General features: G+C 62.0%; 21 protein-coding genes. 6 read left to right on the top strand and 15 right to left on the bottom strand.

Annotation, left to right across the window (positions count from 1 at the left end; genetic code table 11):
- The first annotated feature begins 454 nt into the window (after positions 1 to 454).
- The 6 genes from yidC to J1C49_RS16180 all read left to right on the top strand — a co-directional run bounded on the left by yidC (position 455) and on the right by J1C49_RS16180 (position 5,794).
- Positions 455 to 2,323, top strand: coding sequence for a membrane protein insertase YidC (gene yidC / locus J1C49_RS16205; protein WP_227446886.1), 1,869 nt, complete (start codon positions 455 to 457; stop codon positions 2,321 to 2,323).
- Positions 2,320 to 3,063 (top strand): MOSC N-terminal beta barrel domain-containing protein, encoded by a 744-nt coding sequence (locus tag J1C49_RS16200; protein WP_227446885.1) that lies wholly within the window; start codon positions 2,320 to 2,322, stop codon positions 3,061 to 3,063. Before yidC ends, J1C49_RS16200 begins: the two co-directional genes overlap by 4 nt.
- Entirely contained in the window at positions 3,063 to 3,713 is a 651-nt protein-coding gene (gene yihA / locus J1C49_RS16195; RefSeq protein ID WP_227446884.1) for a ribosome biogenesis GTP-binding protein YihA/YsxC, read from the top strand. Before J1C49_RS16200 ends, yihA begins: the two co-directional genes overlap by 1 nt.
- 71 nt (positions 3,714 to 3,784) lie before the next feature.
- Positions 3,785 to 4,648: an acetylglutamate kinase gene (gene argB, locus J1C49_RS16190; protein ID WP_370639427.1), complete on the top strand. Its 864-nt coding sequence runs from the start codon at positions 3,785 to 3,787 to the stop codon at positions 4,646 to 4,648.
- Entirely contained in the window at positions 4,645 to 5,301 is a 657-nt protein-coding gene (locus J1C49_RS16185) for a ferredoxin (protein ID WP_227446882.1), read from the top strand. Before argB ends, J1C49_RS16185 begins: the two co-directional genes overlap by 4 nt.
- 4 nt (positions 5,302 to 5,305) lie before the next feature.
- On the top strand, positions 5,306 to 5,794 hold the full coding sequence (locus J1C49_RS16180; RefSeq protein WP_227446881.1) for a histidine phosphatase family protein: 489 nt from the start codon (positions 5,306 to 5,308) through the stop codon (positions 5,792 to 5,794).
- 78 nt (positions 5,795 to 5,872) lie between these two features.
- Here J1C49_RS16180 and J1C49_RS16175 read toward each other — a convergent pair whose 3' ends face one another.
- The 15 genes from J1C49_RS16175 to J1C49_RS16105 form a co-directional block, all read right to left on the bottom strand.
- Complete coding sequence (locus J1C49_RS16175; RefSeq protein ID WP_227446880.1) at positions 5,873 to 6,643, bottom strand: amino acid ABC transporter ATP-binding protein; 771 nt, start codon at positions 6,641 to 6,643, stop codon at positions 5,873 to 5,875.
- Positions 6,644 to 6,722: 79 nt separating this feature from the next.
- Complete coding sequence (locus J1C49_RS16170; RefSeq protein WP_227446879.1) at positions 6,723 to 8,021, bottom strand: amino acid ABC transporter permease; 1,299 nt, start codon at positions 8,019 to 8,021, stop codon at positions 6,723 to 6,725.
- A 3-nt stretch (positions 8,022 to 8,024) separates the two neighbouring features.
- Positions 8,025 to 9,254, bottom strand: coding sequence for an amino acid ABC transporter permease (locus J1C49_RS16165; RefSeq protein WP_227446878.1), 1,230 nt, complete (start codon positions 9,252 to 9,254; stop codon positions 8,025 to 8,027).
- A 134-nt stretch (positions 9,255 to 9,388) separates the two neighbouring features.
- On the bottom strand, positions 9,389 to 10,405 hold the full coding sequence (locus J1C49_RS16160; RefSeq protein ID WP_227446877.1) for an amino acid ABC transporter substrate-binding protein: 1,017 nt from the start codon (positions 10,403 to 10,405) through the stop codon (positions 9,389 to 9,391).
- 205 nt (positions 10,406 to 10,610) lie between these two features.
- Positions 10,611 to 11,324 (bottom strand): ATP12 family chaperone protein, encoded by a 714-nt coding sequence (locus J1C49_RS16155; protein ID WP_227446876.1) that lies wholly within the window; start codon positions 11,322 to 11,324, stop codon positions 10,611 to 10,613.
- Entirely contained in the window at positions 11,321 to 11,998 is a 678-nt protein-coding gene (locus J1C49_RS16150; protein ID WP_227446875.1) for an HAD-IA family hydrolase, read from the bottom strand. The genes J1C49_RS16155 and J1C49_RS16150 overlap by 4 nt, the downstream gene beginning before the upstream one ends.
- A complete protein-coding gene (locus J1C49_RS16145; protein WP_227446874.1) occupies positions 11,995 to 13,050 on the bottom strand; it encodes an RluA family pseudouridine synthase in 1,056 nt (351 codons plus the stop codon). The genes J1C49_RS16150 and J1C49_RS16145 overlap by 4 nt, the downstream gene beginning before the upstream one ends.
- Positions 13,047 to 13,424, bottom strand: a complete 378-nt coding sequence (gene crcB / locus J1C49_RS16140; RefSeq protein ID WP_227446873.1) for a fluoride efflux transporter CrcB — start codon at positions 13,422 to 13,424, stop codon at positions 13,047 to 13,049. The genes J1C49_RS16145 and crcB overlap by 4 nt, the downstream gene beginning before the upstream one ends.
- Positions 13,425 to 13,466: 42 nt before the next feature.
- Entirely contained in the window at positions 13,467 to 14,786 is a 1,320-nt protein-coding gene (locus J1C49_RS16135) for a replication-associated recombination protein A (protein WP_227446872.1), read from the bottom strand.
- 3 nt (positions 14,787 to 14,789) lie between these two features.
- A complete protein-coding gene (locus J1C49_RS16130) occupies positions 14,790 to 16,166 on the bottom strand; it encodes a trypsin-like peptidase domain-containing protein (RefSeq protein WP_227446871.1) in 1,377 nt (458 codons plus the stop codon).
- 199 nt (positions 16,167 to 16,365) lie between these two features.
- Entirely contained in the window at positions 16,366 to 16,785 is a 420-nt protein-coding gene (rplQ, locus tag J1C49_RS16125; RefSeq protein WP_227446870.1) for a 50S ribosomal protein L17, read from the bottom strand.
- Positions 16,786 to 17,044: 259 nt separating this feature from the next.
- Positions 17,045 to 18,061 carry a DNA-directed RNA polymerase subunit alpha gene (locus tag J1C49_RS16120; protein WP_227446869.1) on the bottom strand — a complete coding sequence of 339 codons (1,017 nt, stop codon included), beginning with the start codon at positions 18,059 to 18,061 and terminating at the stop codon, positions 17,045 to 17,047.
- 116 nt (positions 18,062 to 18,177) lie between these two features.
- Positions 18,178 to 18,570: a 30S ribosomal protein S11 gene (gene rpsK, locus J1C49_RS16115; protein ID WP_227446868.1), complete on the bottom strand. Its 393-nt coding sequence runs from the start codon at positions 18,568 to 18,570 to the stop codon at positions 18,178 to 18,180.
- Between the two features lie 15 nt (positions 18,571 to 18,585).
- Complete coding sequence (gene rpsM / locus J1C49_RS16110) at positions 18,586 to 18,954, bottom strand: 30S ribosomal protein S13 (protein WP_227446867.1); 369 nt, start codon at positions 18,952 to 18,954, stop codon at positions 18,586 to 18,588.
- Between the two features lie 181 nt (positions 18,955 to 19,135).
- Positions 19,136 to 19,756: a DUF4760 domain-containing protein gene (locus tag J1C49_RS16105; protein ID WP_227446866.1), complete on the bottom strand. Its 621-nt coding sequence runs from the start codon at positions 19,754 to 19,756 to the stop codon at positions 19,136 to 19,138.
- Positions 19,757 to 19,801 lie beyond the last annotated feature (45 nt).

Genomic DNA, 19,801 nt, shown 5'->3' with positions numbered 1-19,801 from the left:
ACCGGGCTGTTTCCGGGAAATTCCTGAATTGCGTGCGTTCGCTCATTGCGATCCCTGACTTGAAGGTCGACGCGGGCAAGCTTCAAATGGCAAGAGGACCGGCTGGGTAAACCTGTGCATACGAGCGGCGACACGGAAATCTACGATCGCTTCTCAAACCGCACCGGATAACCGGGCCTGACCGGCGCGCTCACAAGAGTGTCTGGCCCGCACAGGGTCGAAGCCCCCAGTTCCAGATACTTGCATATGATCTCGAGGGTATTGACCCGCCTTCTTGGCAAAGCCCTTGCCGCATCACCTTTGCAAGAGAACGCGACAACCCGTCAGCAAAGGCGCTACCCGGTCCAGACCGCGACACCGCCACAGAGCTGCGGCCGGATAATCCGCTTGACCTTTGGGGCGAGGGAGGTTTGAACCGGCGGAACCCTTTTCTTATCCAAGCATGGCTGTCTTCATGGACGATCAGAACAAGAACCTGCTTCTCGCAACCGCGCTGAGCTTTGCCGTTATCCTGGTCTGGTTTCTTCTTTTCCCGCCGCCCGACGCACCGCTCGAGGATCCGAATGCGCCCGCGGTCGTTGAAACGGTTGACGGGGCTACAGGCGAAGCGATTGCCGCGGGCCCGCGTGCTGCACCCGACGCGGCCCAAACGGCTGCGGGCACGACGGATGCCGCCGACTCCGCGGTGAACGCGCCGCGCCTGCCGATCGACACTGCGCGCATCGAGGGCTCTATCTCTTTGATCGGGGGCCGGATCGACGACCTCCGTCTCAAGGATTATCGCGTGACCATCGAACCCGATGCGCCGATCGTCCAGATGCTCGATCCGGTCAACAGCACAACCCCCTACTATGCCCTGCACGGTTGGGCGCCCGGCGCCGGCTTGACCATCGAGGACGTTCCCGGCGCCAACACCGCATGGACCGTGGAATCCGGCGATACGCTGTCCTCGGACAACAGCGTCACACTGGTATGGGACAGCCCCGCTGGCCTGAGGTTCCGCCGCTCCATATCCGTCGACGAGGACTACCTCTTCACGATCACGCAAAGCGTGGAGAATACAAATGCCGGCACGGTGTCGCTGGCGCCATACGGGATCGTCGCACGCCACGGCGTGCCAGAAGATCTCAAGAATTTCTTCATTTTGCATGAGGGCGTCATCGGCATGGCGGATGGCACCCTCGCGGAAATCGACTACGACGAGATGGTCGATTATGACTTCAACGCCGCGGAAGGCGCGCGCGCCGAAGTCACGCAGGTGACTGAAAACGGATGGATCGGCTTCACAGATCATTACTGGATGACCACGCTCATTCCGGAGCCTGGCTCCGCTTTCAAGCAGGTTGCCAAATACGATGAGCGACGCGACATCTACCAGACCGAAGCGGTCATGCCGACGATCCAGCTTGCCGAAGGCCAGAGCGAAACCGTCACGACACAGCTTTTCGCCGGTGCCAAGGAGTGGGAAACGATCCGCGGCTATCAGAACGATGGTGTCGAGGGCTTTCTGGACAGCATTGACTGGGGTTGGTTCTTCTTCCTGACCAAGCCGATCTTTGCCGTCCTGCACTATCTCAATATCTGGATCGGCAACATGGGCTGGGCGATCATCGGCCTGACGCTGCTGATCAAGGCAATTTTGCTGCCCCTCGCGTATAAATCCTACGTCTCCATGGCAAAGATGAAGGAACTTCAGCCGGAGATGGAAAAAATCAAGGAGCGTGCCGGTGACGACCGTCAGAAGCTCCAGCAGGAGATGATGGCGCTCTACAAGAAGGAAAAGGTCAATCCGGCATCCGGTTGCCTGCCCATCCTGCTTCAGATCCCGATCTTTTTCTCTCTCTACAAGGTGATTTTTGTCACGCTCGAGCTGAGACACGCGCCGTTCTTCGGTCCGTTTCAGGACCTTTCCGCACCTGACCCAACGTCGATCTGGAACTTGTTCGGCGCATTTCCCTGGGCCGCGCCGGATCCGAACTCGATCATGGCGCTTATCTTCATCGGCATCCTGCCGTTGCTCCTGGGCATTTCGATGTGGCTCCAGCAGAAGCTGAACCCGGCGCCCACGGACCCAACGCAGCAGATGATCTTTGCCTGGATGCCATGGGTGTTCATGTTCATGTTGGGCGGTTTCGCAAGCGGCCTCGTGGTCTACTGGATTGCCAACAACACCATCACTTTCGCGCAGCAATACGCGATCATGCGCAGCCAGGGTTTCAAACCCGACATCCTTGGCAACATCGTCGGCAAGAACAAACCGGAAAAGCCGAAAACGGCCAATGCGGATGGCAAGCCGTCAGGCAAAGGGAAGTCTAAGAAGTGACCGCGCGCGTGACCGGCCTGTGGCGCCACCCGATCAAGAGTCATGGACGGGAAGCGCTCAGGGCGGTCTCGCTCACGGCCGGTCAAACTCTGCCCTTCGACCGGCTCTGGGCGGTGGCACACGAGAAATCCAGCGCCGATGGCACAGAATGGCTGCCATGCGTGAACTTCAGTCGCGTGTCCAAGGTCCCGGCGCTCATGGCAATAACTGCAACCCTCGATGAGGGTACCGAACGGGTGACGCTCATGCATCCGGATCGCCCGGAAATCACGTTTTCACCGGATAGCGAAGCCGATCAATTCCTCGACTGGGTGCGCCCCCTGATGCCCGAAAACCGTGCAGCGTCGACCAGGGTCGTGCGCTCCCGGGTCCGGGGCATGACCGATAGCGACTTCGCCTCCGTCACCCTGTGCAACATGTCTTCGCATCGTGCGGTCGAACAGCGGATCGGGACTCCGTTGTCGGTTCATCGTTGGCGCGGCAACATATGGATTGACGGCCTCGCCCCCTGGGAAGAGTTCGATTGGATCGATCGCGAGGTCCGGATCGGCGAAGCGGTTTTGCATGTTCGTGAACGCACGGACCGCTGCATGGCCACCACGGCCAACCCCGATACCGGGCGCCGGGACGCTGACACGCTGGGCGCGCTGGAAAGCTGGGGGCATCAGGATTTCTCCGTGCGGGCGGAGGTTGTTCGATCCGGGCGTGTCGCCTTGAACGATAGCGTGGAGCGCGCGTAATGGCCCTGCCCTTTCCCATAGCCGAAGATCCGGATCCGGCCTTGCAAGAGCGTGCGCGCATTCTCTGCACCGGCCAGGTCGAATTTCTCAAAGGTGTTGTGGCGATGGATGGCCTGCCCGACGCCGATCGGATCGAGGTCTGCTTTGCCGGTCGGTCGAATGTCGGAAAATCTTCTCTGATCAACGCGCTGACCGGGCGCAAGGGTCTGGCGCGCGCCTCCAACACGCCGGGCCGCACGCAGGAAATCAACTTTTTCACACTGGCCGACAGCCATTACATCGTCGATCTTCCGGGCTATGGCTTTGCCAACGCGCCCTTGGCCAAGGTCGAGCAATGGCAGCGCTTGCTCAAACGCTACCTCGCAGGACGCGTGAGCCTGCGTCGGGCCTTTGTGCTCATTGACTTCCGCCATGGGGTCAAACCCGTCGACGAGGAGATCATGGGCCTGCTCGACAGTTCGGCGGTGACCTTTCAGACCGTTTTGACCAAGGCGGACAAGGTCAAGGCAAAGGACCGGGACCGCGTGCTTTCTCAGGTCCGCGACAGGCTCTCAAAACACCCCGCGGCCTTCCCCGAAATCGTGACCACCAGTTCCGAAACAGGCGACGGTATTCCCACCTTGCGCGCGATCGTGGCCAGCTTGGTCTAGAAACCCGCCGCGCGGACAGGCATTGTGCTGCAACCGAAATCAGGCCCGAGACTGCAATGAGACCCCGCAACATGAATGATGACTGGATCGCCAGCGCACGCACGCTCAGCCAGGCGCTGCCCTATCTGCAACGCTACACCGGCGCGATCGTCGTGGTGAAGTTCGGCGGCAATGCCATGGGCGATGACGCGGCCATGGCCGAATTCGCACGCGACATCGTCTTGATGCGTCAGGTCGGGGTGAACCCCCTTGTCGTGCATGGCGGCGGGCCGATGATCAATGACATGCTTAAGCGCCTGAACATCGAGAGCCGCTTTGTCCGTGGCAAGCGCGTCACGGATCAGGCCACCGTCGAGGTGGTGGAGATGGTGCTGACCGGGCTGGTCAACAAGCGCATCGTGCAGGCACTGACCCTTCAGGGCGCGCGCGCGGTGGGGCTGTCGGGCAAAGACGATCAACTCATGGTCTGCGAAGCCGATGACCCCGAGCTTGGCTTTGTCGGCCGGCCTGTCGCGATGAACCCGCAAGTGCTGCATGACCTATTTGAAAAGGACATCATCCCGGTCATCGCGCCGCTTGGAACCGGGCGGCAGGGGGAGACCTTCAACGTCAATGGCGATACGGCCGCAGGCGCCCTGGCCGGTGCGCTCAAGGCCGATCGCCTGTTGCTGCTGACCGACGTTCAGGGCGTCAAGAATGCCGATGGCGAGGTGGTGACCGAACTGACGCCGGACGATGTGACACGCATGACCAATCAGGGCGTGATCGCCGGCGGGATGATCCCCAAGACGGAAACGGCCTTGCGCGCCATTCGTGACGGCGTGCGCGGCGTCGTCATCATCGACGGGCGGGTTCCGAACGCCTGCCTGTTGGAGCTGTTCACGGAGCACGGATCCGGCTCACTCATCCGACCGGCGGATCGCCTGCCGCGATGACGGCGCTGTCCGCTCTGGATGATGCGGCGCGGGCTGTCGGCCTTGCTATCCGTGGCGCGTTTCACCCCGTCGCCGAGGACGATGCCGGGGCCGCGCAGACCGTCCTGATGCTGGGCCCGGACGAGCCCGCATTCTGGCCCCTCTTCCAGGCAAGCGACGAATATTGCGACGGCACCGCCAACCCGCTGGATCGGTGGTCCAAACGCGTGGTGGGCGGATTGGCACAGAGCTGGGGCGGTGAGGCGGTGTTCCCCTATGACGGCCCTCCCTATGCTCCGTTTATCCGGTGGGCGACGCGCACCGGGCAAACCTTCCCGAGTCCGGTCGGGCTTCTGGTGCATGACAGGGCTGGCCTCTTCATCAGTTTCCGCGGCGCGGTTCTGTTGCCGCAGCGGCTGGCGCTCCCGGCGGGACCGCAAAGCCCCTGCCTGACCTGTGCGGAAACCCCTTGCGCGACGGCCTGCCCAGTGGGCGCGCTTGGCCCCGATCAACCCTATGACGTACCGTCCTGCCGGGCCCATGTCAGCAGTGCGGCCGGTGCGGAATGCCGCGAAGGCGGGTGCCTTGTCCGGCGCGCCTGTCCTGTTTCGCAACGCTTGGGACGCCAAAGCGCGCAATCCGCTTTCCACATGGCAGCCTTCGTGGGACAATAGCGGCATGCGACGTCTCGTGCTCATGCGCCATGCCAAGTCTGACTGGTCCTTCTCGGAACCGGACCATGCGCGCGCGCTCAACAAGCGCGGTATCCGCAGCGCAAAGGCACTCGGGCACTGGCTGCGCACGCAGGGCGTTGGGGTCGATCAGGCGCTGATCTCCTCGTCAACGCGGACAAGGCAAACCTGGGATCTGCTCGAGATTGACGGTGCGCCGCACTATGACCGCGCGCTGTATCATGCAGAGCCCGAGGCGATCCTTGATGCGCTGCGCGATGCTGAGGGTCAGACGGTTCTGATGTTGGGGCACAATCCCGGTATCGCCATGCTGGCGCAGAGCCTTGTCGCGAGACCGCCAAACCACCCGCGTTTTGACGATTACCCCACTGGCGCGACCCTCGTGGTTGATTTCGAGACCGACAGCTGGCCAGACATCTGCCCCGGAACCGGCAAGGTCGCGCAGTTCATCGTGCCCAGAGACCTCACCGGATAAGAAAAACGGCGAAGGCTGCCCCTCGCCGTTTCCATTTTCTTCCGTCCTGCACATTTGGACAGGCGCGCCGCCCGCCGTTCAGTGCCCGAGGATCTGGCTCAGGAACAGTTTCGTGCGCTCGTTCTTTGGATTGTTGAAGAACTCTTCAGGCTCGTTCTGTTCGACGATCTGACCGGCATCCATGAAGATGACGCGGTTGGCCACCTGTCGCGCAAAGCCCATCTCGTGGGTCACGCAGAGCATGGTCATCCCTTCTTCAGCGAGGCTGACCATGGTGTCGAGAACCTCCTTGATCATCTCCGGATCGAGCGCCGAGGTCGGTTCGTCAAAGAGCATGATCCGCGGGCGCATGCAGAGCGACCGGGCGATGGCCACACGCTGCTGCTGACCACCCGAAAGCTGACCGGGATACTTGTCGGCCTGCTCCGGGATCTTGACCTTTTCGAGGAAGTGCATCGCGATTTCTTCGGCTTCTTTCTTGGGTGTCTTGCGGACCCAGATCGGCGCGAGCGTGCAGTTTTCGAGGATGGTCAGATGCGGGAAGAGGTTGAAGTGCTGAAACACCATCCCCACTTCCGAGCGGATCTTGTCGATGTTCTTGATGTCCGAGCTGAGCACGGTGCCATCCACTTCGATCCGGCCCTTCTGGTGCTCTTCGAGCGCGTTGATGCAACGGATGAGCGTCGATTTGCCCGACCCCGAAGGACCGGCAATAACGATGCGCTCGCCGCGGTTCACGGTCAGGTCGATGTCGCGCAGCACGTGAAAGGTGCCGTACCACTTGTTCATTTTATCGATGCTGATTGCGATTTCGTCGGAGACTTGCATTTGTTGAGCAGTTTCAGCCATGTCGTTGGCTCCCTGTTTTCACCTTATGTGTTGTGCTGCGCCGAACCACCGGCCGGCGCAGCGCCAAAATCAGGCGGATTTATCTGTGATCCGTGGCCAACTGACGTTCGAGCCATTGCGAGTATTTGGAGATGCCGTAGCAGACCGGGAAGAACATCAGGATCGCAAAACCCCAAAGCTCCCAGTAGACGCCGTTCCATTCGGTCGAGGCGAGGATCGGACCGCGGATCATGCCGACAAGGTCGAACATCGAGATCACCGATACCAGCGTGGTGTCCTTGAAGAGACCCACGGCCACGTTCACGATTCCGGGGATGGAGATCTTGAGTGCTTGCGGCATGATGATCAGGCGCATGGCCTGCGGATAATCCAGCCCAAGGCTGTCCGCGGCCTCGTATTGACCACGCGGCAGGGCCGCCAAGCCACCCCGGATCACCTCTGCGATATAGGCAGAGGAGAACATGGTGATCATGATGATCACCCGCAGGATCAGGTCAAAATTCGTGCCGGGCGGCAGGAAGTAAGCCAGAACCACGTTCGCGACGAAAAGCAAGGTGATCAGCGGAACACCGCGAATGAACTCGATGAACACCACGCAGATCCACTTGATGATCGGCATGGAGGACTGGCGTCCAAGCGCAAGCAGAATCCCGATCGGCAGAGACAGCGAGACGCAGACCGTTCCGAGGATAAAGTTCAGCATGAAGCCGCCCATGTCGCGCGACGGCACCTCGGGCAGCGCCAGAACGCCGCTCATGGCGGACGACAGGAACCCGCCGACATACCAGACGACCGCGGCGGCCAGCACACCGGCGCCAAGCCCTGCGGCAAAGCTGTTGCGTTCGAACTGCTTGAACGCGACATAGGCCGCGATAAAGCCAACAAGCGCGACGATCGGCACAATGATCGTGCCGCCCCAGATCAGCCAGAACGCGATGAAAGGATAAAGCGCGGTAAAGATCAGCACCTTGCGCGGCACATACATCGCAAAAAGCAGGGGCGCTGCGGCGACGAACAGCAGGATGAAGGCCAGCGTCGGCCGCCAGTATTCCTCGTTCGGATACTGGAACCCGAACAAGAGTTGGTTCCAGCGCTCGGTGAGAACCGAGAAACAGGCGCCCGTTGTCCCCTGAAGGATCTCGCGACACTCGGCGAGCGAGTCGGTCGACCAGATGCCGTTCAGGAACCACGGCCATGCACCAGATACGATCTTGTAGAGGAAATAGATCGCCACCAGCGTCAGGATCGCGTTGATCCAGTCCGGGAAGAGGTTCTCCCGCAGCCATTTGATCACGCCGCGTTCGGTTGCGGGCGGCTCCTGTTCCGGAAGCATGGTATCGCGCACGAATGCGACGGATTGAGCGTGTGTATCGGACATGGATCAGCGCTCCTTCAGCTTCACGGCGTTGTTGTAGACATTCATGATTGCGGAGATCGCCAAGCTGAACGTGAGATAGAACAGCATCAGCAGCAGCACGCATTCGATGGCGCGCCCGGTCTGGTTCAGCGTGATGCCGCCCAGTGTTCCGGTGAGGTCCATGTAGCCGACGGCAATCGCCAGAGAGCTGTTCTTCGTCAGGTTGAGATATTGCGAGATCAGCGGCGGAATGATGACACGCAGCGCCTGCGGAAGGATCACGAGGTTCATGATGCGGTTGGGACGCAGGCCCAGCGATGCCGCCGCCTCCGTTTGGCCTTTTGAGACCGCAAGGATACCGGCACGAACGTTTTCCGCGATGAAGGCCGCGGTGTAGATCGACAGCGCCAGAGTCAGTGCGATGAAGGAGTTCCGCGCAAAAATGCCGCCCTGGAAGTTGAAGCCGCGCAGCTCGGGGATATCCCAGGCGAGGCCCATGATCACACAAGCGAGAATGAGCGGCACAAACCAGATCGCGAGATTGATCCAGAGCGTGTTGGGACGCACGCCCGTTGCTTCCTGAATGCGTGTGGCCCGGGCCAGCATGGCCCGCGTGCCGAACAACGCGCCGACAAGGAGCGCAATGATGATCAGCCAGCCCGTCGAGCCGGTTGCCCATTCCACTGTGAAATAGGGCTGCGGAAAGTAGAATCCGCGCCCGGTAAAGGCGAAGAGGTCAAGAAACATGGAGGCTTCAGGGCTGTCGCCCCGGAAATCCCGCGGCTGCGGAAGCACCGCCACAAACACGGCCATGACGATCAGGATCCACACGAGAACCGGCACATTCCGGAAGATCTCGACATAGACCGACATGATCTTGGAAATCAGCCAGTTCTTGGAGAGGCGTAGAACACCGACGACGACACCGATGATCGTCGCGAGGATACAGCCAACAAACGCCACAAGCAGCGTGTTGAGCGCTCCGACAACGGAGGCGCGCCAATGGCTCGACTGGCTGTCATACTCCAGGAGCCGTTGGTTGATGTCATACCCGGCCGGTTCGCCGAGGAACTCGAAACTGATATTCAAACCCGCCGCTGCAAGGTTTCGGACAAGGTTGATGCCAAGAAAGGCCATCAGCCCGATCAGACAGAGCAAGGCAATGAATTGGAATGTGTAGGAGCGATACCGCGTGTCGTTCAACAGCTGCGAAGGCCGAAACGACTCCGACGGCGGGTCGGACATGGTCGTCATGGTGTTATCCCTGATGCGTCCGCTGCTTGATCGTAAGGCGGTTGTCCCGCTCTTCTACAGTCTTGGCGGAGTTCTTCTTGTGGGTAGATGAGAAAAGGGCGCGGTCTGTGCCGCGCCCTTCTCCGTGTCAGATTTTAGCGGAAGGGCGGGCTATAGAGCAGGCCGCCATCGGTCCACTGAGCGTTGAGGCCGCGCGAGAGGCCAATCGGCGTGTTCTCACCGATGTTCTTCTCGAACAGTTCACCGTAGTTGCCGCCAGCCATCAGGGCTTTCATCGCCCAGTCGGCTTCCAGCCCAAGCATCTCGCCCAGGTTGCCTTCGGTCCCCAGCAGACGGTTGATTTCCGGGTTGTCGGAACCGGCTGCCAGCTCTTCGAGGTTGGCGGAGGTGATGCCAAGCTCTTCGGCCGCGATCAGCGCATTGAGCGTCCAGCGCACAATGTCGCCCCACTCGTTGTCGCCGTGGCGAACGAGCGGACCAAGCGGCTCCTTGGAGATGATTTCAGGCAGAACCACGTGATCGCCCGGGTTTTCGAATGCCGCGCGGGTTGCCGCGAGGCCGGATGCGTCGGTGGTGTAGACGTCGCATGCGCCCTCAAGATAGAGCGGCTGCGCTTCGGCATTGGTTTCGATCGGAACCGGCTCGTAGCTGATGTTGTTGGAGCGGAAGAAATCCGCAAGGTTCAGCTCGGTGGTGGTGCCGGTCTGGATGCAGACGGTCGCGCCGTCGAGTTCCTTGGCCGAGGAGACGCCCAGCTCCTTGGGAACCATGAAGCCCTGACCGTCGTAGTAGTTGATACCAACGAATTCGAACTTCAGATCAACATCGCGCGAGAAAGTCCACGTGGTGTTGCGGGCCAGCATGTCGATCTCGCCGGACGCCAGCGCGGTAAAGCGCGTCTTACCGGTGGTCGGCACGAACTCGACTGCGGTCGGGTCGCCAAGTACGGCCGCTGCAACGGCACGACACACGCCTACGTCGAAACCGTCCCACTCGCCATTGGCGTCGGGCGCTGCGAAACCGACGAGACCTGTGGTCACACCACAGTTCAGCGTGCCGCGCGCTTTGACATCGTCAAGCGTCGCCGCGGCCGCTGCGGATGCAGCGAGACCGGCGATCGTGACCGTGCCGAGAATTACCGATTTTTTCATTGTTACCTCTTCCTGTTTCCCGCCCGCAAAGGCGGATCAGACGCCCATTCGGGCTTTTGATACCGTATAGGGGAAGATCCCCACTCAGTGGGCCAGAGTGTGTTCGAATCTACATGGGAAGGTCAAGGCGATTTGCCTGTAAATTAACCGTTTCTACGCGTGTTGACCAAGGGTAAGGCACAGGAATTGAGCACGGCTTTCCCGCTCAGGAAGAACGGGCCATCGCAAAATAGCGATTCGCGTGTCGAAACGCTTCGGCTTTGATGGCAGCGGCTTCTTCGGCCTCTTCATCCACGCCCCATTGCTCGGCCTGCCAGCGCTCGTCGATCCGTGACATGTCCCAGATCTCGTCGGCCGGGTGCGTCTGGTGCGCGCCGGCAAGCCCCAGAACCAGCGATCCGGTGAGCGTCACAAGGTCGTGAAACGCCGCAAGCGCGTGGTTGTCCAGCGCATGCACCTGTGCCGACAGACGTGCCAATGCGTCGGGCTGCTGGGCTTCGTGCATGATCCCGGTGCGTGGCTCAAGACGGGCTTCGAACGTCCGGTCCGCCCAGTCCAGCATCGGATCCCAAACGGCGTTCTGGCGATCCACGAGCTCTTGCGGGCTGGCGGCGCGATAGCACAGAAGGTCGGCATCCCCATAGGCCGCCAGCATCTCGGCGACCGCGCCATGTTGCGGCGCAACCTTGTCGATGGCCGAATTGGCGGTGCGGGTGAACGGCATGGTGCGGGGATCGATCTTTTCCTCCTGCGCCCGCCACTCCTCGGCGATGGCCGCGGCAAGCGCTTCGGTCGGAACGCTCAGCAGCGTCTTGGAGGGCGTTCGCACGCTGCGACCGTCCAGAAGAACGGTGAACCCACCCTCCGTCTTCTCGATGCTGGTGTCCTGCCAGAAGCGTCTCGGTGCCCATTCACTCATGGTGCTCCCTCCAGAATGTCGTGGATGGCCCCTTCAAGCCCTGTGACGTCCTCGACGACGGACGACGCGGCTGACAGGCGGTCCACCGAATGATAGCCCCAACCCACGCCGATGCTGGCCATGCGGGCGGCGCGGGCCATGTCAATATCAAAACTGGTATCGCCGATCATCACGCAATGTTCCGGGCCAAGCCCGGCATCCCCCATGGCGCTGTGCAGCATGGCTGGATGAGGCTTGGACGGGTGATCGTCGGCGCATTGCGCGGTCACGAATAGCGGCCCGATGCCATGGGTTTCCAGAAGCGCGTCGAGCCCCCGGCGCGATTTGCCCGTGGCCAGCCCCAGAAGGACGGTCTCCCGCCCATGCAAGCGCCGGAGCAGTTCCGCAATACCGGGATAGAGCGGCGACGACGCGGCCCCGTTCTCGCGACGCAACCGGGCGTAGGCGTCCTTGTAGGCGGCAACGATCCGCCCCCGGGACGTGTCGCTTTGATCCGGGGCCAAGGCATGAATTGCCTGCGGAAGCGAGAGCCCAACAATTCCAAGGATTTGCGCGCGGGCCGGGGGCGTCAACCCCTCGGCGCCGAAGGCCTGCGACATCGAGGCCACGATATCGGCCTGGCTGTCCACGAGCGTGCCGTCGACATCGAAGACAACAAGCCGCAGATCGCTCATAGCATCGCCTCGAACGGGTCTTCTGCGGCAAAGCTTTCTTCCCAGCCCAGCGTGTTCCAGCTATCGGCCATGTGCGGCGGCAAGGGGGCATCGACCCGGACCAGCTTTTTGGTGACCGGATGAACAAAGGCCATGGTCCGCGCGTGCAGATGCAGCTTGCGCGACATGTCCCCGCCCAGATGGGCACCCCAGCCGTCGCCAAGGTTTTCCTGACCGGAACCGCCATATTTGCCGTCACCGGCGATGGGGTGACCGATCTCTGCCATATGCGCACGCAGCTGATGGGTGCGGCCGGTGACCGGCTCCATCGCGACCCAGGCCGCCCGCCCTGCCACACGGTAGAGCGTGGCATAGCGTGTCAGCGCGCGTTTGGCGCCCGGCGTGCTGTCGATCTCGCGCGGCAACACACAGCGCATTTTTTCGCCTTCACCGGCCTTGCCATGCCCGGACGCCTTCACCAGTCCAAACCGGATCTCGCCAAGATAGGGTGTCGGCACACCCGCGACGAGCGCCCAGTAGATCTTGCGGGTTTGCTTGTGGCGGATCGCGTCGGTCAACGCCTTGGCCATTTCGCGCGTGCGGGCCAGGATCAGAACACCGGAGGTGTCCTTGTCGAGCCGGTGCACAAGCCGCGGCTTGTCCGTGTAGCCGTCTTGCAGGGCCACGCAGAGGCCGTCCACATGGCGCGTCTGGTTTGTGCCGCCCTGCGTCGGAAGGCCGGCGGGCTTGTTGATGGCGATCACGTGGTCGTCACGATACAGCACTGCGGCGCGCATCATCTCTGCGTCGGCATCGCTCACCTTGACCTGCGGCGCGGATTTGGCGCGCGCGGCGCCTTCCTGCGCGTCCGGAAGCGGGGGAATGCGCACCTCCTGCCCGGCTTCGAGCCTTGTGGAGGCTTTGACCCGGCCGCCATTGACCCGCAATTCCCCCTTGCGGCACATCTTTTCAATGCGGCCCTGCGAAACCTGCGGAAACAGGCGTTTGAACCAGCGGTCGAGCCTCTGGTCACCGTCACCGGGCGCTACGGTCACTGTCTGAACCCGGCTCATGTGACCACACTCCGCGCCAGGAGAAGCCCTGCGGCCAGGGCCGCGATCGACAGGGTCACGGATCCGACAACGTAAAGCGCTGCAAGCCCCAGATTGCCGCGTTCGAACAGGGTGACCGCATCGAGGGAAAACGCGGAAAAGGTGGTGAACCCACCCAGAACGCCGGTCATCAGAAACGGTGCGACCCGGGTTCCGGATACCGCCGTGAGAACCACCACAAGCACGCCCATCGCGAAACAGCCGATCAGGTTGACGAGCATGGTGCCCCACGGAAAATCCTTGCCGAGCAGACGTGCGGCGCCGACACCGGTGAGATACCGGGCGGAGGCACCGAGTGCGCCGCCAGCGGCGACTTGCAGAAGGGTCATGGTCATGGGCCTCCCTTCGCCGCGCAGGCGCCGCTTGTCAAGCTGGGCTCAGGTCTCGCGCTCGTCACGCAGGCGCGCAAAATAGGCCACCCGCTTCTTGAGGTCACGTTCGAAACCGCGTTCGACAGGATCGTAGAACGCCGCGCGCGCCATATCATCGGGAAAGTAATTCTGACCGGAGAACCCGTCTTCGGCATCATGGTCATAGGCGTAACCCGATCCGTAGCCGATATCCTTCATCAGCCGTGTCGGCGCGTTGAGGATGTGCTTCGGCGGCATCAGCGAGCCGGTCTTCTTGGCGGCGTTGCGCGCCGCCTTGTAGGCGACGTAGGCCGCGTTGGATTTCGGCGCAAGCGCCAGATAGACCAGAGCCTGCGCGATCGCGAGTTCACCTTCCGGCGAGCCCAGCCGCTCATAAGTCTCCCAGCTCTGCAAACAGATCGCCTGCGCTTGCGGATCGGCCAGTCCGATGTCCTCTACGGCCATCCGGGTGATCCGCCGCGCGAGGTAGCGCGGGTCTTCACCTGCCTCCAGCATACGCGCAAACCAGTAGAGCGCCGCGTCCGGGTCCGACCCACGCACCGATTTGTGCAACGCAGAGATCAGGTTGTAATGCCCGTCGCCGGATTTGTCATACTGCGCGGCACGGCGCATCAGCCGTGTCGTGAGAGCCGCACGGTCCAGCGGCGCCGCCGCATCTGCAGGCCAGGACAACACCTGTTCAACAAGGTTGAGCAACGCCCGCCCGTCGCCATCCGCCATCTCGATCAGGGCCGCGCGGGCGTCCTCATCCAGCGGCAGCGCCCGCCCCACCTCGGCTTCGGCCCGTTGCACGAGCCGGTCCAGATCGTCTGCCCCGAGCCGTTCAAGCACAAGCACCTGCGCCCGCGACATGAGAGCCGCATTGAGTTCGAAAGACGGATTCTCCGTCGTCGCACCCACAAGCAGGATGGTGCCATCTTCCATATGGGGCAGGAACCCGTCCTGCTGCGCCTTGTTGAACCGGTGGATCTCATCGACAAAGAGAAGCGTTCCCTGCCCGTTTGACCGGCGGTGCCGCGCTGCCTCGAACACCTTCCGAAGATCCGGGACACCCGTGAAGATCGCACTGATCTGCACGAAATGCAGATCCGTTGCATCCGCGAGTAACCGCGCAATCGTGGTTTTTCCCACACCGGGCGGTCCCCAGAAGATGATCGAACCAAGCGATCCGGACGCCAGCATGATGCCAAGGGGCGAGTCTGGGCCGAGCACCTGCGTTTGCCCAACGACGTCTTCGAGCCGTGTCGGGCGCAATCGGTCGGCCAAGGGGCGCGGCGCCTCTCGCCCGACATTTGGCGTGGCGCCGGTATCGAACAGATCCGCCATCGCTCAGACCCGGAAGCGGAGCAGAACGCGACGCCCGTCGCGGTCTGCCTCGATCCCGATGCGCGGAGCCGCCCGTTCAAGCGCGGGTGCAACGTCATCGGGTGTGCGAATGGCGCGGCCGTTGATTGCCCGGAGCACATCGCCCGCGCGCAATCCGGCCCGCGCGCCATAAGGGCCGGGATCGGTCACGACAACGCCTTGCGCCATGAGCGGCAGACCGGTTTCCTCCGCCACTGCGGGGTTGATCCGCGCGATGCGCAATCCCGGCAACACGGCGCCGCGCGACAATACCTGTTCGGCCCGGTCAGGGCTGTCAGGCGGCAGGATCAACGGCACCTCGACCTCTCTGGTGACGCCGTCGCGAAAATAGCGGATCGCGACGCTCTCGCCAGCGCCTCTGATCGACATCCGGAACAGCATTTCCTGCGGTGAATTCACCGGCAGGCCATCCACGTCGAACACCACATCGCCGGGTTGCAGACCGGCTTCGGCAAACGGGCTTTGTGGATGCAATTGCGCGATGATCACGCCGCTCGGAATCGGCAATCCGAGCCCATCGGACAGATCGGCGGTGACCGGTTGGCCCGTAATCCCGGCCCATGGCCGGCGGAAGCTCGTTTCGCCCGCGCGGGCCTGCGCGACGAAGGCGGACACAAGCGCGGAAGGGATGGCGAAACCGATGCCGTTCGAACCTCCGGACCGCGTGAGGATCGACGTGTTCACTCCGATCAGCCGTCCCGCCAGATCGACGAGGGCCCCACCGGAATTGCCCGGATTGATCGGCGCATCCGTCTGGATGAAATAGCCGCGCCCGAGGCCCGTCGCAGCGCCGGACCGCGCCAGTCCGGACACGATGCCGCTCGACACCGTCTGTCCGACGCCAAACGGGTTGCCGATGGCCAGTACGAGCTCGCCCACCTCCACCGTGTCGCTGTCGCGCAGGGGCAGGTGGACGAGGTCCTCAGCCCCGTCGAGCTTGAGAATGGCAAGGTCGGCCTCCTCGTCGCCGAGCAGCACGCGCGCGTCAAATTCCCTGCGATCGTTGAGCACAACCCGGATGTCGGTGGCCTCGCCAACCACGTGGTAATTGCTCACGACGATCCCGTCTGCGGTCAGGATCACCCCCGAACCCAGCGAGTTTTGCACCCGAGGTCTGCCGGCACCGCCGCGGAAGAAATCGCGAAAGAACGGGTCATCGGCAAACGGGCTTCGGCGCTGCTCCACGACGCGGCGGGCGTAAATGTTGACCACTGCGGGCGCGGCCTGGCGCACAACAGGCGCGAAGCTCAACGAAATCTCGGCAGCGCTTTGCGGCACACGTGTTTCGGCGCTCAGGGGACCGGCCAAACATAGCAGCAAGACGCAAACCGCACGGATCATCGCTCTTCCTCCCTTTGCACAAGGATATGTCGTTGCAGCCCGCGCTTTGCAACCCGCCCGGATCGGGGCAGGTAAGCGAGTCTGCCGACCCACGACCTGTCTCATGACGGAGTGCTCGTGCCATTAACGGCGGGTCCAAACGACAAAGGCCCCATCGCTAAGATGGGGCCCCGACACTTCCTGTAAAACCGAATTCGGCTTAGTCTTCAGTCACTTCTTCCGCTTCGAGGCGCGCTTTGTCCGCAGCGCCTTTTGCTGCGACGTCGCGGTCGACCAATTCGATGATCGCCATCGGCGCCATGTCGCCATACCGGAAACCGGCTTTCATGACGCGGGTGTAGCCGCCCTGGCGCTCGGCATAACGCGGGCCGAGGATCTCGAAGAGCTTGGCGACGTCCTTGTCCTGCTTGAGCTGGGCTGCGGCCTGGCGGCGGGCATGCAGATCGCCGCGCTTCCCGAGCGTGATCAGCTTGTCCATGATGCGCTTGAGTTCCTTGGCTTTCGGCAGGGTCGTCTTGATCTGCTCATGTTCGATCAGAGAGCCAGCCATGTTGGAAAACAAGGCCTTACGGTGTTCGTGGGTGCGGTTGAGACGGCGGTAGCCTTTTGCGTGACGCATGTGTCTTACTCCTAATTGCCCTCTACGGGCTGTTTTGCTTTGTCCGGCAGTCCGTGCGTGCGGACCGCTCACCTTGGGGTCGAAACCGACCCGAAACCGGCCAATCCGGCCGATGCACAATCGATGCACATCCAATGCACAAACCATGCGCATGCCTTGCGGCACCAAACCCGCCCGCTTCCCCGGTTTGAGCGGGGCGACGGGGTGGGTGGGTGGGCGTCCGCGCCGTTCGAAGCGGGGAAGCGGGCGCCCGGATCTCTTAGAACGAGTCTTCGAGCTTCTTGGCCAGATCCTCGATATTGTCCGGCGGCCAGTCCTCGACATCCATGCCAAGGTGGAGACCCATGCCCGAGAGCACTTCCTTGATCTCGTTGAGCGACTTGCGACCGAAGTTCGGCGTGCGCAGCATCTCGGCTTCGGTCTTCTGGATCAGGTCACCGATATAGACGATGTTGTCGTTCTTGAGGCAGTTCGCGGAGCGGACGGACAGTTCGAGCTCGTCCACCTTCTTGAGCAGAAGCGGGTTGAACTCCAGACCATCGTCATCATCCTGACGCGACGCGCTTTCGGGCTCTTCGAAGTTCACGAAGATCGACAGCTGGTCTTGCAGGATGCGCGCTGCGAAGGCGATGGCGTCCTCGGGGGTCACCGATCCGTCTGTTTCCACCTTCATGGTCAGCTTGTCGTAGTCGAGCACCTGGCCCTCACGGGTCGGTTGCACGTCATAGGAGACCTTCTTGACCGGCGAATAGATGGCGTCGATCGGGATCAGCCCGATCGGGGCATCCTCGGGCTTGTTCTTGTCCGCGGAGACGTAGCCGCTGCCCATGTTGACGGTGAGTTCCATGTAGACTTCGGCGCCCTCGTCCACGTGGCAGATCACGTGATCGCGATCCAGCACCTCGATGCCGTTCGTCTCGGAGATGTCGCCCGCGGTGACAACGCCCGGACCCTTCGCGGAGATCGACAGGCGCTTGGGCCCTTCGACTTCCATGCGCAGGCTCACGCCCTTGAGGTTCAGGATGATGTCGGTCACATCCTCGCGCACACCGGCAACGGACGAAAACTCGTGCAGCACGTTGTCGATCTGCACCGATGTGATCGCCGCACCCTGCAGGCTCGAAAGCAACACGCGGCGCAGCGCGTTGCCGAGCGTGAGGCCAAAGCCGCGCTCCAGCGGCTCTGCGATCAATGTCGCCGTGCGGGACGGATCGGCGCCCGGCTTCACCTGCAATTGCTGAGGTTTGATCAGCTCTGCCCAATTCTTGTGGATCATGCGTCCCTCCATACCTGCAAACCTTCCATGTCCCAAAAGGCCTGCGCCCGAGGTTTCAAATGACGACTCGAGGCCGGGCAGAAAATCCACCCGGCCTCGATTGATTTTGATGCCGTTTAGACGCGACGGCGCTTCGGCGGACGGCAGCCGTTATGCGCGATCGGCGTCACGTCGCGGATCGACGTGATGTTGAAGCCGACAGCGGCCAGCGCGCGCAGCGCCGATTCGCGACCCGAACCGGGGCCCTGCACTTCGACTTCCAGTGTCTTCACACCGTGGTCCTGTGCCTTCTTGCCGGCGTCTTCCGCCGCAAGCTGTGCCGCGTAGGGCGTGGATTTGCGCGATCCCTTGAAGCCCATGGTGCCGGCAGACGACCAGGCGATCGCGTTGCCCTGCACATCGGAGATCAGGATCTTGGTGTTGTTGAAGGTCGAGTTCACATGCGCAACGCCAGCTGCGATGTTCTTGGAGACCTTTTTCTTGCCGCCACGGCGAGTATCACGTGCCATATCGAATAGCCTCCCTTACTTCTTCTTGCCGGCGATGGGCTTTGCAGGGCCCTTGCGCGTGCGTGCGTTCGTATGGGTGCGCTGACCGCGCACGGGGAGGTTGCGGCGATGGCGCAGGCCGCGGTAGCAACCAAGGTCCATCAGGCGCTTGACGTTCATCTGCACTTCGCGGCGCAGGTCGCCTTCGACGTTGTAATTGGCGTCGATATGCTCGCGGATGGCGAGCACTTCGGCATCGGAGAGCTCGTTCACGCGCCGCGCGGCGTCGACATTGACGGCCTCGCAGATCTGCTTGGCCGAGCTGTGGCCGATTCCGGTGATATATGTGAGTGCAATGGGCACTCGCTTGTGGGTCGGGATGTTAACGCCGGCAATACGTGCCAAGTGTCTGTCCTTTCGCTGCGAGCCCGTAACGCCAGGCCCTTTTTTCACAACAACGGCCCGGCGCTTGAAAAGGCGGTCCGGGCCAGCGTCATATCGAGGTGATGCGCCGGATCTCTGCAGTGCGATTCGGCTGAGATACCCCTTGCGGGATGCGGCTATCTATGGGCGTGAGCCGCTCGGGTCAACCCCTGTCAAGAGATTTGTTCTTCGGATCGTCGGCACCGTCGGACTGCCCCTCAAGAGGCAGGTCAAGCTGCACCTCCGGCGCCCATTTGAGCGCCAGTTCCTCAAAATTGGAGAAGGCCTTGTTGGCGCTCACTTTGGACCCGCTGTCCGGCGTCGGGCGGCGGATATGCGCGATGAAATCCTCCGCTTCAAACCAGTCGCGCACCACCGTGGAGCGCATGAAGCTGCGATAGAGGTCCTCGTCGAGCACGCCCTTCTTGATGCCGATGGCAATGATTTCGTAGTGATTGAGGAAATTGAGAACCCTTTGCCGTTGCAGCATCAGATCGGGATTGGTCACCACCTTAAGCTGCGCCAGCCCGCCCTCGTCGCGGCGGACGGCGGTGAAAGCCCGGTGCAGGCTCTGATAATACTCCGTGGACTCGGAGCGTTCGATCAGATCGAGAGTTGCGCGCTTGCGGGCGATTTCCTTGTTCGCGGCAATGGCGCGCAATGAGATCAGCGCCGCCATGACGGCCGAGCAGGCAATCACCGCCGGGGCGACCCACCAATACGTATTCGGGGCCGCGCAGATCACCTGCGCCGCCCCGTCAATCTCTTCACAAGACAACTTCACTGTCTCGGATCAGTCTCTGTAACCTTCACGAAGCATGGATATCTC

The sequence above is a fragment of the Cognatishimia sp. F0-27 genome (genome assembly GCF_020667845.1).
GTDB lineage: Bacteria > Pseudomonadota > Alphaproteobacteria > Rhodobacterales > Rhodobacteraceae > JAFMPQ01.
This window is presented reverse-complemented; position numbering and strand designations above follow the sequence as displayed.